The organism is Streptomyces sp. NPDC047049, assembly GCF_040643995.1.
Classification (GTDB): domain Bacteria; phylum Actinomycetota; class Actinomycetes; order Streptomycetales; family Streptomycetaceae; genus Streptomyces; species Streptomyces mooreae.
In genome coordinates this window covers 200674-212497 of the sequence record NZ_JBEYVM010000008.1, presented here as the reverse complement: position 1 = coordinate 212497, position 11824 = coordinate 200674, and the positions used below count along the sequence as shown (strand labels likewise).

Annotated in this window: 17 protein-coding genes; 13 read left to right on the top strand and 4 right to left on the bottom strand. The window is 72.4% G+C overall.

What is annotated here, in order from left to right:
* Positions 1-220: 220 nt before the first annotated feature.
* The 3 genes from ybaK to ABZ851_RS20445 form a co-directional block, all read right to left on the bottom strand.
* Positions 221-715, bottom strand: coding sequence for a Cys-tRNA(Pro) deacylase (gene ybaK, locus ABZ851_RS20455; protein ID WP_361129368.1), 495 nt, complete (start codon positions 713-715; stop codon positions 221-223).
* Positions 716-786: 71 nt separating this feature from the next.
* Entirely contained in the window at positions 787-1536 is a 750-nt protein-coding gene (locus ABZ851_RS20450; RefSeq protein WP_088797216.1) for an LON peptidase substrate-binding domain-containing protein, read from the bottom strand.
* Positions 1537-1676: 140 nt separating this feature from the next.
* Entirely contained in the window at positions 1677-3278 is a 1602-nt protein-coding gene (locus tag ABZ851_RS20445) for an oxidoreductase (RefSeq protein WP_361129364.1), read from the bottom strand.
* 263 nt (positions 3279-3541) lie between these two features.
* On the opposite strand from ABZ851_RS20445, the gene hisD reads away from it, so the two are divergent.
* From hisD to ABZ851_RS20385, 12 genes are all read left to right on the top strand, one after another.
* The gene (gene hisD, locus ABZ851_RS20440) at positions 3542-4864 is read left to right on the top strand and encodes a histidinol dehydrogenase (RefSeq protein ID WP_361129361.1); all 1323 of its coding nucleotides are present in this window, start codon (positions 3542-3544) and stop codon (positions 4862-4864) included.
* A gap of 8 nt (positions 4865-4872) precedes the next feature.
* Positions 4873-5991 (top strand): histidinol-phosphate transaminase, encoded by a 1119-nt coding sequence (locus ABZ851_RS20435; RefSeq protein ID WP_361129358.1) that lies wholly within the window; start codon positions 4873-4875, stop codon positions 5989-5991.
* Complete coding sequence (hisB, locus tag ABZ851_RS20430) at positions 5988-6581, top strand: imidazoleglycerol-phosphate dehydratase HisB (RefSeq protein WP_361129355.1); 594 nt, start codon at positions 5988-5990, stop codon at positions 6579-6581. The genes ABZ851_RS20435 and hisB overlap by 4 nt, the downstream gene beginning before the upstream one ends.
* Positions 6578-6742, top strand: a complete 165-nt coding sequence (locus ABZ851_RS20425) for a hypothetical protein (protein WP_167392733.1) — start codon at positions 6578-6580, stop codon at positions 6740-6742. Before hisB ends, ABZ851_RS20425 begins: the two co-directional genes overlap by 4 nt.
* Positions 6733-7389: an imidazole glycerol phosphate synthase subunit HisH gene (gene hisH, locus ABZ851_RS20420; protein WP_361129352.1), complete on the top strand. Its 657-nt coding sequence runs from the start codon at positions 6733-6735 to the stop codon at positions 7387-7389. Before ABZ851_RS20425 ends, hisH begins: the two co-directional genes overlap by 10 nt.
* Positions 7389-8129 (top strand): bifunctional 1-(5-phosphoribosyl)-5-((5-phosphoribosylamino)methylideneamino)imidazole-4-carboxamide isomerase/phosphoribosylanthranilate isomerase PriA, encoded by a 741-nt coding sequence (priA, locus tag ABZ851_RS20415; protein WP_336052541.1) that lies wholly within the window; start codon positions 7389-7391, stop codon positions 8127-8129. The genes hisH and priA overlap by 1 nt, the downstream gene beginning before the upstream one ends.
* A gap of 21 nt (positions 8130-8150) precedes the next feature.
* On the top strand, positions 8151-8558 hold the full coding sequence (locus tag ABZ851_RS20410) for a Rid family hydrolase (protein ID WP_336052569.1): 408 nt from the start codon (positions 8151-8153) through the stop codon (positions 8556-8558).
* Entirely contained in the window at positions 8555-9319 is a 765-nt protein-coding gene (hisF, locus tag ABZ851_RS20405) for an imidazole glycerol phosphate synthase subunit HisF (RefSeq protein WP_361129348.1), read from the top strand. The genes ABZ851_RS20410 and hisF overlap by 4 nt, the downstream gene beginning before the upstream one ends.
* Before the next feature lie 26 nt (positions 9320-9345).
* On the top strand, positions 9346-9615 hold the full coding sequence (locus tag ABZ851_RS20400) for a hypothetical protein (RefSeq protein ID WP_361129345.1): 270 nt from the start codon (positions 9346-9348) through the stop codon (positions 9613-9615).
* Entirely contained in the window at positions 9605-9892 is a 288-nt protein-coding gene (locus ABZ851_RS20395) for an SH3-like domain-containing protein (protein WP_361129342.1), read from the top strand. Before ABZ851_RS20400 ends, ABZ851_RS20395 begins: the two co-directional genes overlap by 11 nt.
* Positions 9889-10479, top strand: a complete 591-nt coding sequence (locus ABZ851_RS20390) for a nitrile hydratase subunit alpha (protein ID WP_361129339.1) — start codon at positions 9889-9891, stop codon at positions 10477-10479. The genes ABZ851_RS20395 and ABZ851_RS20390 overlap by 4 nt, the downstream gene beginning before the upstream one ends.
* A 99-nt stretch (positions 10480-10578) precedes the next feature.
* The gene (locus ABZ851_RS20385) at positions 10579-11211 is read left to right on the top strand and encodes a TIGR03085 family metal-binding protein (protein ID WP_088797206.1); all 633 of its coding nucleotides are present in this window, start codon (positions 10579-10581) and stop codon (positions 11209-11211) included.
* A gap of 40 nt (positions 11212-11251) precedes the next feature.
* Here the strand turns inward: ABZ851_RS20385 and ABZ851_RS20380 are convergent, their stop codons facing one another.
* The gene (locus ABZ851_RS20380) at positions 11252-11395 is read right to left on the bottom strand and encodes a hypothetical protein (protein WP_361129336.1); all 144 of its coding nucleotides are present in this window, start codon (positions 11393-11395) and stop codon (positions 11252-11254) included.
* A 33-nt stretch (positions 11396-11428) separates the two neighbouring features.
* Between ABZ851_RS20380 and hisI the strand changes: the two genes are divergently transcribed.
* Complete coding sequence (hisI, locus tag ABZ851_RS20375; RefSeq protein WP_129296897.1) at positions 11429-11818, top strand: phosphoribosyl-AMP cyclohydrolase; 390 nt, start codon at positions 11429-11431, stop codon at positions 11816-11818.
* Positions 11819-11824 lie beyond the last annotated feature (6 nt).

The following is an 11824-nucleotide window of genomic DNA, read 5'->3' as shown; positions in this document are numbered from 1 at the left end:
GCACGGGAACCACCCCGGACAGCAGCCGCCGGCCGCGGGCTGACCTGCGCGGATCTCCGGGGCGGCCGTGCATCCGGCCGCCCCGCCCGCCTTCGTGCCGTCAGCCGCGGTGCCTTCTGCGGAGGAGCCTTCGGCCGCGGTGCCTTCAGTCGAGGAGCCGTCCGTCGGGGTGCCGTCCGTCGGGGTGCCGTCCGTCGGGGTGCCGTCCGTCGGGGTGCCGTCAGGCGCGGGCGATCGGCGCGAGGCGCGCCCCCGTGAGCGCCACCAGATCCTCCGGCGACAGCTCGACCTCCAGGCCCCGCCGCCCCGCCGACACACAGACCGTCGGCCGGCCCTCGGCCGAGGCGTCCACGACCGTGGGCAGCCGTTTGCGCTGTCCCAGCGGGGAGATCCCGCCCCGGACGTAGCCCGTGCTGCGTTCGGCCGCCGCCGGGTCGGCCATCGTGGCCCGCTTGCCGCCGACCGCCGCCGCCAGCGCTTTGAGGTCCAACGACCCCGACACCGGGACCACGGCCACCGTCAACGCGCCGTCGACATCCGCCAGCAGCGTCTTGAACACCTGGTCGGGCGCGACGCCGAGGGCCTGGGCGGCCTCCTCGCCGTACGACGGGGCGGCCGGGTCGTGCTCGTAGGAGTGCGTGGTGAACGGGACGCCCGCCGTGGTGAGGGCGACCGTGGCAGGGGTGCCGACGGATTTCCTGGACTTCTTCGCCACCGTCTTCGTGCCTCGTGTGGGGTCGGGCCGGGCGGAGCGGACACTGCGGTCGTCCGGGTGCGGCCGGTCGGTCAGTTGGGGCTCGTCGGCTGCCGGGTCAGGTCCACCGCCGGCAGCGACGGGAGCTTACCGAGCAGCGCCGACTCCTGGCGGAGGAGTTTCAGCTCCTGCCCCAGCCGGGACGCGGTGTCCGGCGCCTCCAGCAGCCGCTGCTTGGCGGGGACGTCCAGCACGGCCGCCGCGGCGACGAGGTACGACAGCACCGACGGATCGGCGGGCAGGTCCTGCCCGCTCGACAGGGTCCGCTCGTTCGCCCAGGCCAGCCGCTTCTGGTAGGTACGGAAGGCCCGTACGACGCCCGAGGCGAGCGCGCCAGCGCCCTCTCCCTCGCCGTCCTCCAGCTCCTCCAGCTCGCCGGTCAGATACGGCCCCGAGGCGTCCACGGACAGCAGCCGGAAGCGGGTGGTGCCGGTGGCCAGGACCTCGTAGCCGGTGTCGTCGTCGGACGACTTCTCCCGGATGGTCGCCGCGTCGGCGATACAGCCCACGGCGTGGAACGCCTGCATCGGGTCGTCGCCGAAGCCCGCCGCGGGGCCGTCGGCGGACGGCAGGGTGACATCGTCCGGCATGCCCTGCGCGGTGGGGGCGACCTCGCGGCCGTCCCGGATCGCGATCACGGCGAAGCGGCGGTCGTCCTCGGACACCGCGCTCAGATCACGCATCATCGCCCGGTACCGCGCCTCGAAGACGTTCAGCGGGAGCACGAGTCCCGGGAACAGCACCGAGTTCAGCGGGAAGAGCGGTAGGCGCAGGGAGGTCACAGCCCGTAAGCCTAGACGCTGCGCTTGGCTGTGCTCCTATGCGGGCGGGTATTCGTCGGCGGCCGGCCCCGCCGTGGGGGAGAAACGGCGAGAAACCCCCACGACGGGACAGCCGAAAACGTGGGCAGCCGAGGCAGCCGCTACTGCCGCCGCAAAAGGCGGGACGCCCCCGCCGCCACCGTCGTGGCCAGGATCCAGCCCGCCAGGATCAGGACGGCGGCCACCCACTGCGCGCCGCCGCCGGGCTTCCAGGCGGCGCTCTGGTTGAGGTCGATCACCGGCAGGAGGAGGTCCAGGGAGTAGAGGTAGGGGTTCCAGGGCGGGGCCTCGCCCGCCTTGAGGGGCGGGGGCGGGGACATCGAGAAGTAGGCCGTGCCGATGGCCCACAGGATGGCCATCCACACCGCGGCCCGCCCCGGGCGGTAGCCGTAGGCCACCGTCCAGTCCTGGAGGAACCCCCAGGCCTTGGCCGCCAGCGGCAGCGTCTCGCGGCGGCGGCGCTGTTTGGCCAGCAGCACCTCGCGGGCGTCCGCGTCCTCGCCGGTGGTGCGCAGCGAGGCGGCCAGCATCTCGTACGGCTCGGGCGCGTACTCCGGGGTCGCCGCGGCCACCCACTGCAGCCGCTGCGCCAGTGGGAAGGGGCCGCGCGGGATCAGCGTCTCGTAGGCGAAGCCGGCCATCCACAGCCCGCCGAGGCCCGGCCAGCTCGCCGACTTGTCGATGAGATTGACGACCCGGGCACCGGAGAGGATCACCCGGCCGCGCTGTGGCCGGTCGCACAGGAAGCGCAGCTCGGGCGTCTGGATGCGGCGCAGCGAGAGCTCCTGGTCGGACTCCATGATGAACCGGGCGTGCTCACAGTCGACCGCGTCGCCGAACCGCCCGTCGTCCAGCCGCATCCCGCCCTCGCACTCGAAGCGCTGCATACGGGTGCCGCGCGAGGGGGTGTGGGCGGTGCCGTACGGGGGAGTGGCGCTGCTGGAGAACGGCGAGTTGGCCAGGCCCGCGGCGGTCAGGTAGAGGGTGCGCTCGACGGTCAGCTGCGGGGCGTTCAGCGCCCGCCGGCCGAAGGGGTTGCGCAGATGGCTGCCCCGCAGGCTGAGCGACACGCCGACGGTGGCGCCGCGCAGCGACAGCTCTCCGTAGGACTCCATCATCTCGGCCTGCAGGTCCTGGGCGACGGTCATCCCGTCCGCCGTGATGGACCGGCCCTGCCGGTCCTTGTGCACCACGGTCTGGTTGAGCATCAGGTCCGTGCCGATGTGCGCGTCGGTGAGCCGGACGCCGGAGTGCACCACACAGCGCGGCAGATGGAGATCGCCCTCGGTGTGCAGCCGGGCCGCCTCCAGCCGGGGTATCGCACAGTTCACCATCCGCAGCGTGGTGAACCGGCTCTCCGGCAGCACCACCTCGGTCTCGAAGCGGCAGTCCCGCAGCTCCACGAATGGCTTGATCGTGCCGCCCGCAAGGTCGAGAGTGTCCGTGATGTACGCGCCGGTGAGCTGGAGCGCGGAGACCCGGCCCGGCTGCGCCGGCGGCCCGTCGAGCAGCAGTAACGCCACGACCCTGGCCCGCACCCGGCGCTCCGGGCCCCACAGCTGCTGCCCGTGCGGATCGTCGCGGGCCGGGTCGCCGATGTGCAGATCGCAGGTGCTGCCGTTGCGGAAGGCCTGCCACATGCTCCATTCCGCCGACGTCAGCTGCAGGTCGGCGGGCGCGTCGCCGTCCGCGGGCTCGGTCACAGTGGATCCCCCTTGCTCTCCCGTGGTGTGTCGCCACCTGTTCGGACGCATGGCGTGCACCGGTCGTGTGGCGTCCCACAGGCGTCCCCGTACGCCGTCACGTGGCCCTTGCCCGCCCCGTGACCGCTTGAACACGCGTGGTCAGGGCCAACTCCGGTCAACTTCAGCGGGCCCGGTCACGGCGTGTCCGGAGCGTGTGCCGCTGTGTATCACTGAGTGATACGGCCGCTCGGGCCCAGGAGCGGGTCTGAGACACTGGGAGGGTGATCTCCCGAATCGATCTGCGCGGTGACGCCCTCCCCGAGGGTGGCGCCCTGCGCGACCTGCTGCCCCGTGCCGAGTTCGACGTGGAAGCCGCCCTGGAGAAGGTGCGGCCCATCTGCGAGGACGTACGCCATCGCGGCACCGCGGCGCTGATCGATTACGCGCGGCGGTTCGACGGCGTCGAGATCGAGCGCGTGCGGGTGCCCGCCGAGGCACTGCGCGCGGCCCTCGACGCGCTGGACCCGGCCGTGCGCGCCGCCCTGGAGGAGTCCATCCGGCGCGCCCGGATCGTCCACCGCGAGCAGCGCCGCACCGACGTCACGACCAAGGTCGTCCCCGGCGGCACGGTCACCGAACGCTGGGTCCCCGTCGAGCGGGTGGGCCTCTACGTACCCGGCGGCCTCGCGGTCTACCCGTCGTCCGTGGTCATGAACGTCGTCCCCGCGCAGGAGGCCGGCGTCACGGGCATCGCCGTCACCTCCCCGCCGCAGAAGGAGTTCGGCGGCCGGCCGCACCCGACCATCCTCGCCGCCTGCGCCCTGCTCGGCGTCGACGAGGTCTACGCGGCCGGCGGCGCCCAGGCCATCGCGATGTTCGCGTACGGCACCGAGGAGTGCCTGCCGGTCAACCTCGTCACGGGCCCCGGCAACATCTTCGTCGCCTCCGCCAAGCGCCTCCTCAAGGGCCGGATCGGCATCGACGCCGAGGCCGGGCCCACCGAGATCGCGGTGCTCGCGGACGCCACCGCCGACCCCGAGCACGTCGCCGCCGACCTGATCAGCCAGGCCGAGCACGACACCCTCGCCGCCGCCGTCCTGGTCACCGACTCCACCGAGCTCGCCGACGCCGTCGAGGAGGCGCTGGGGCAGCAGGTCGCGGCCACCAAGCACATCGAGCGGATCACCGAGGCGCTGGCCGGACGGCAGTCCGCCGTCGTCCTCGTCGACGGCATCGACGAAGGCCTCAAGGTCGTGGACGCCTACGGCGCCGAACACCTGGAGATCCAGACCGCCGACGCCTCCGCGGTCGCCGCCCGGGTCCGCAACGCCGGCGCGGTCTTCGTCGGCCCCTGGGCCCCGGTCTCGCTCGGCGACTACTGCGCCGGCTCCAACCACGTCCTGCCCACCGGTGGCTGCGCCTGCCACTCCTCCGGCCTGTCCGTGCAGTCCTTCCTGCGCGGGATCCATGTCGTGGACTACTCGCGCGACGCGCTGGCCGAGGTCGCCCACCATGTGGTGACCCTCGCCGAGACCGAAGACCTCCCGGCCCACGGCGCCGCGCTGAAGGCCAGGTTCGAATGGAAGGTCCCGCAGAGCAAGTGAGCAGGCACGTGACCAGGATCGACGATCTCCCCATCCGGGACGAGCTGCGCGGCAAGTCCCCCTACGGCGCACCGCAGCTGGACGTCCCGGTGCGTCTGAACACCAACGAGAACCCCTACCCGCTGCCCGAGCCACTGATCGAGCGGATCGCCGAGCGGGTGACCGAGGCCGCCCGCCGGCTCAACCGCTACCCCGACCGGGACGCGGTCGAGCTGCGCACCGAGCTGGCCCGCTACCTCACCCGCACCGGCGGCCACGAGGTCGCCGCCGGCCAGGTCTGGGCCGCCAACGGCTCCAACGAGGTCATCCAGCAGCTGCTGCAGACCTTCGGCGGCCCCGGCCGCAGCGCCCTCGGCTTCGAACCGTCGTACTCCATGCACGGGCTGATCTCCCGCGGCACGGGCACCGGCTGGATCTCCGGCCCCCGCAACGACGACTTCACCATCGACGTCGAGGCGGCCCGGGCGGTCATCGCCGAAGAGCGGCCCGATGTCGTCTTCATCTGCTCGCCGAACAACCCCACCGGCACCGCCGTCGCCGAGGCGACCGTGCTCGCGCTGTACGAAGCGGCGCAGGCGGCCCGGGCCGACGGGGCCGGCGCGCTGGTGGTGGTCGACGAGGCCTACGGCGAGTTCAGCCACCGGCCCTCGCTGCTGCCGCTGATCGAGGGCCGGCCGAATCTGGTGGTCTCCCGGACCATGTCCAAGGCCTTCGGCGCCGCCGGACTGCGGCTGGGCTACCTCGCCGCCGACCCCGCCGTGGTCGACGCGGTGCAGCTGGTCCGGCTCCCGTACCACCTCTCGTCCGTCACCCAGGCCACCGCGCTCGCCGCGCTGGAGCACACCGACACCCTGCTGAAGTACGTCGAGCAGCTCAAGGGCGAGCGGGACCGCCTGGTCACCGAGCTGCGGGCGGCCGGCTGCCAGGTCGTCGACTCCGACGCCAACTTCGTGCAGTTCGGCCTCTTCGAGGACGCGCACGCCACCTGGCAGGCGATCCTCGACCACGGCGTGCTGGTCCGGGACAACGGCGTACCGGGCTGGCTGCGGGTCACCGCCGGCACCCCGGCCGAGAACGACGCGTTCCTCGACGCGGTTCGCGCAGTACTGAAGGAGAGCAAGCGATGACCCGCGTAGGACGCGTGGAGCGCACGACCAAGGAAACCTCCGTCCTCGTCGAGATCGACCTCGACGGCAGGGGCGAGGTGGAGGTGTCGACCGGTGTGGGCTTCTACGACCACATGCTCGACCAGCTCGGCCGGCACGGCCTGTTCGACCTCAAGGTCAAGACCGACGGCGATCTGCACATCGACACCCACCACACCATCGAGGACACCGCGCTGGCCCTGGGCGCCGCGTTCAAGCAGGCCCTCGGCGACAAGTCCGGCATCTACCGCTTCGGCAACTGCACCGTCCCGCTGGACGAGTCGCTCGCCCAGGTGACCGTGGACCTCTCCGGCCGCCCGTACCTGGTGCACACCGAGCCGGAGAACATGGCGCCGATGATCGGCAGCTACGACACGACCATGACCCGGCACATCTTCGAGTCGTTCGTCGCCCAGGCCCAGATAGCACTGCACATCCACGTCCCGTACGGCCGCAACGCCCACCACATCGTGGAGTCCCAGTTCAAGGCGCTGGCCCGCGCCCTGCGCTACGCCAGCGAACGCGACCCGCGGGCGGCCGGCATCATCCCGTCCACGAAGGGCGCGCTGTGAACGGTCTGTCCACCGTCTTCATCCTGCTCGGACTCTTTCTCCTCGGCGGTGTCTACTCGTTCTGGAAGCAGCAGCTGCCCAAGGGCCTGATCGTGCTGCTGTCCGTCGGTTCGGCGCTGTGCCTGCTCGCCGGCGTGCTGCGGCTGGAGGTATGGAATTGACCCCCTCGGCATCCCGTAAGAACGTCGTCGTCTTCGACTACGGCTTCGGCAACGTCCGCTCCGCCGAGCGCGCCCTGGCGCACGTCGGCGCCGAGGTGGAGATCACCCGGGACTTCGACCGGGCGATGAACGCCGAGGGCCTGCTGGTCCCCGGCGTCGGCGCGTTCGCCGCCTGCATGGCCGGGCTCAAGGAGGCCCGCGGCGACTGGCTCATCGGACGCCGGCTGGCCGGCGGCCGCCCCGTGATGGGCATCTGCGTCGGTATGCAGATCCTCTTCGGCCGCGGCATCGAGCACGGCGTCGAGACCGAGGGCCTGGACGAGTGGCCCGGCACCGTCGGCCCGCTCAAGGCCGAGGTCGTCCCGCACATGGGCTGGAACACCGTCGAGGCCGCCGGGGACTCCCAGCTCTTCGCCGGGCTGCCGGCCGGTGCCCGCTACTACTTCGTGCACTCCTACGCGGTGCACGACTGGGAGCTGGAGGTCGGCAACCCCCACCTCGCCGCGCCGAAGGTCACCTGGGCCACGCACGGCGAGCGGTTCGTGGCCGCGGTCGAGAACGGCCCGCTGTGGGCCACCCAGTTCCACCCCGAGAAGTCCGGCGACGCCGGTGCCCAGCTCCTGACCAATTGGATCGAGACCCTGTAATGCCGAACGCCGCAAAGCTCGAACTCCTCCCTGCCGTCGACGTCCGCGACGGCCAGGCCGTGCGCCTGGTGCACGGTGAGTCCGGCTCCGAGACCTCCTACGGCGACCCGCTGGAGGCGGCCCTCGCATGGCAGCGGTCCGGCGCCGAGTGGCTGCACCTCGTCGACCTCGACGCGGCCTTCGGCACCGGCGACAACCGGGCGCAGATCGCCGAGGTCGCCCGCTCCATGGACATCAAGGTCGAGCTGTCCGGTGGTATCCGCGACGACGACACGCTCGCCGCCGCCCTGGCCACCGGCTGCCGCCGGGTCAACCTCGGCACCGCCGCGCTGGAGACCCCCGAGTGGGTCGCCAAGGTCATCGCCGAGCACGGCGACAAGATCGCGGTCGGCCTGGACGTCCGCGGCACGACGCTGCGCGGCCGCGGCTGGACCCGCGACGGCGGCGACCTCTACGAGACGCTGGCCCGCCTCGACTCCGAGGGCTGCGCCCGCTACGTCGTCACCGACATCAACAAGGACGGCACCCTCCAGGGCCCCAACGTCGAACTGCTTAGGAACGTCTGCGCGGCCACCGACCGGCCCGTGGTCGCCTCCGGCGGTGTCTCCTCGCTCGACGACCTGCGGGTACTGGCTTCGCTGGTACCGGAAGGTGTCGAAGGGGCGATCGTCGGCAAGGCGCTCTATGCGAAGGCGTTCACTCTCGAAGAGGCGCTGGCAGCAGTGTCGTCAGTGTCGTAACGGCGAACGAAAGGCCGCATGATGACCATCGAGCGCGTACGGACCCCCAACCCCTGGGAAGAGAAGATCGGTTTCGCACGCGCCGTGGCGGCCGGCGACCGGGTCCTGGTCGCCGGCACGATGCCACTGGTCGACGGCGTCCTTGTGGGCGAGGGCGACCCGTACGAACAGACCAAGGCCGCCTTCACCCACGCGCTGGATGCGCTCAAACCCTTCGGCCTCGGCGCCGACGCGGTCCTGCGCACCCGTGTGTACCTCACTCACCTGCGCGACGTGGACGCGGCCGGCCGTGCCCACCGGGAGCTCTTCGAGGCCGCGCCGCCCGCGTCGAGCCTGGTCGTGGTCTCCGGCTTCGCCGACCCCCGCGTCCTGGTGGAAGTGGAACTGGAAGCTTTCCGAGAACTGTCAGAGAGGCCTGAACCGACATGACCCTGGCGGTCCGAGTCATCCCTTGCCTGGACGTGGACAACGGCCGGGTCGTCAAGGGCGTCAACTTCCAGAACCTGCGCGACGCGGGCGATCCCGTCGAGATGGCGAAGATCTACGGCGAGGAGGGCGCCGACGAGCTGACCTTCCTGGACATCACCGCCTCCTCCGGCAACCGCGAGACCACCTACGAGGTGGTCCGCCGCACCGCCGAGCAGGTCTTCATCCCCCTCACGGTGGGCGGCGGCGTCCGCACCCCCAAGGACGTCGACAAGCTGCTGCGGGCCGGCGCGGACAAGGTCGGTGTCAACACCGCCGCCATTGCCCGCCCCGACGTGATCCGCGAGATCGCCGAACGCTTCGGCAGCCAGGTCCTGGTCCTCTCGGTCGACGCCCGCCGCACCGACGCGGGGACGCCGTCCGGCTACGAGGTCACCACCCACGGCGGCCGCCGCGGCACCGGCATCGACGCCGTGGAGTGGGCGCACCGGGCCGCCGAACTGGGCGCCGGCGAAATCCTCCTCAACTCCATGGACGCCGACGGCACCAAGGACGGCTACGACGTCGAGATGATCGGGGCCGTCCGCAAGCACGTCACCGTCCCGGTGATCGCCTCCGGCGGCGCCGGCAAGCTGGACGACTTCTCCCCGGCCGTCGCGGCCGGCGCCGACGCGGTCCTGGCCGCCTCCGTCTTCCACTTCGGCGACCTGCGCATCTCCCAGGTCAAGGACGCCCTCCGGGGGGCCGGGCACCCCGTGCGCTGACCGCCTTGCGCCCGTAGGCTCGCCCCATGAGCCGTGTCAACGATGTGGGTGGCCAGACCGGGTTCGGGGCCCTGGAGATCGAGGCGGACGAGCCGCCGTTCCACGCCGACTGGGAGGCGCGGGTGTTCGCGCTGAACTCCGCGCTGGTACGGAACGGGGTCTACCGGCTCGACGAGTTCCGGGACGTCGTCGAGCGGATGGCCCCGCAGGAGTATCTGGCGGCGTCGTACTACGAGCGGTGGCTGCGGGCCATCGAGACGCTGCTGGCCGAGCGGGGGCTGCTCGGTGAGGGCTGAATTCCGGACGGGGGAGCGGGTGCGGGTGCGCGCCGTCGACCCCGTGGGGCACACCCGGGTGCCGCGGTACGTGCGCGGACACGTGGGGCGGATCGTCGAGTGCCAGGGCCGCTGGGCGCTCGCCGACGAGATCGCGGCGGGCGTCGCCGAGCCGCGCGTGGAGCCCGTCTACACCGTGGCCTTCGCCGCGGCGGAGCTGTGGGGCGACGGCGGTCACGAGGTCACCGTCGACCTCTGGGAGTCGTACATCGAGCGGGTGCGGAAGGACGGGGCATGAGCGGCGAGCACACGAGTGTGCCGGTGGCGGCGCGGGTCCGGCGGCTGGAGGAGCGGCTGATCGAGGCCGGGGTGGTCACGCAGGAACAGCTGGACGCGGCCCTCGCCGCGATGCTGGAGGGGGCCTCGCCGGTCAACGGGGCGCGGATCGTCGCGCGGGCCTGGAGCGACGAGGGGTTCCGGGAGCGGCTGCTGGCCGATGCGAACGCGGCGCTGCCCGAGGTGGGGCTCTCGATGGCGGGCGGCATCCAGGAGCAGCGGCTCAAGGTCGTCGAGAACACCGCCACCACGCACCACGTCCTCGTGTGCACCCTGTGCTCCTGCTACCCGGTCGGGCTGCTGGGGCCGTCGCCGTCCTGGTACAAGAGCGAGGCCTACCGCTCCCGGGTGGTGCGCGAACCGCGCGCCGTGCTGGCCGAGTTCGGGCTGGAGCTGCCGGACGACACCGTGATCACGGTCTGGGACTCCAGCGCGGAGAGCCGCTACATGGTCCTGCCCCGGCGGCCCGACGGCACCACGGGGATGAGCGAGCCGGAGCTGGCCGCGCTGGTCACCCGGGAAGGGCTCATCGGGACCGCCGCGGTCTGATACGGAGGGTTGCGGCGGACGGGGGAGCGGGGACGATCACCGGGCGGGGCCGGGCGCGGCCCCGTGGCAGGGGGCCGTGGCCGGTCGTAGGCTGGCCGCATGTCGACCCATGCGAAGCGTGAACGGCTCCTTCTCGCCGACCTGTTGGAGAGCGCCGGCCCCGAGGCGGCGACGCTGTGCGAGAACTGGAGCGCGCGGGACCTGGCCGCGCATGTGGTGGTGCGCGAGCGGCGCGCCGACGCGGCCGGCGGGCTGCTCGTCAAGCCGCTGGCCGCCCGGCTGGAGCGGGTGCAGGCGGAGTTCGCCGGCAAGCCGTACGAGGAGCTGATCCGGCTGATCAGGACCGGGCCGCCACGGCTGTCGCCGTTCGCGCTCAAGCCGCTCGACGAGGCGTCCAACACGGTCGAGTTCTATGTCCACGCCGAGGACGTACGGCGGGCGCAGCCGGACTGGACCGCGCGGGAGCTGGACCCCGTGTTCTCGGACGCGCTGTGGTCCAGGATCGAGCGGATGGCCCGGGTGCTGGGCCGGAAGTCGCCGGTGGGCCTGGTGCTGCGGCGCCCGGACGGCCGGACGGCGGTGGCCCATCGCGGCACCCCGGTGGTGACGGTCGTCGGCGAGCCGGGCGAGCTGACGATGTTCGCCTTCGGCCGGCAGGACGCGGCCGATGTGGAGCTGGACGGCGACAAGGACGCCATCGAGCGGCTGCGGGCGGCGAAGCTGGGGGTGTGAGCCCGTCCCCGCCGCGGCCGCAGGGCCGGGGGACGCCCTCTCACGCGCGGAACACCACCGCCACGACCACCACGCCGACCACCACAGCCGCCGCGAACACCGCCCCCAGTACCCGCGCCGCCACCCGTGCGGCGCGGTCCGGGTCCGGCGGCGGTGGCGGCGCGGGCGGCTGCTGATGATGCATGCCTGCAGGATGCCGCACGGCACAATGGACACCATGAGCAGCCGCGCCGCCACCCCGGACACCACCCCCGCCCTGGACCCCGCCATCGCCGCCCGCCTCAAGCGCGGCGCCGACGGCCTGGTCCCCGCCATCGCCCAGCAGTACGACACCGGCGAGGTGCTGATGCTCGGCTGGATGGACGACGAGGCGCTGCACCGCACCCTCACCACCGGCCGCTGCACGTACTGGTCCCGCAGCCGCCAGGAGTACTGGGTCAAGGGCGACACCTCCGGCCACGTCCAGCACGTCAAGTCCGTGGCACTGGACTGCGACGCCGACACCGTCCTGGTCCGGGTCGACCAGGTCGGCGCCGCCTGCCACACCGGCGACCGGACCTGCTTCGATGCGGACGTACTGACCACCCGGGCCGGTCAGGACCAGTAGGCTCCG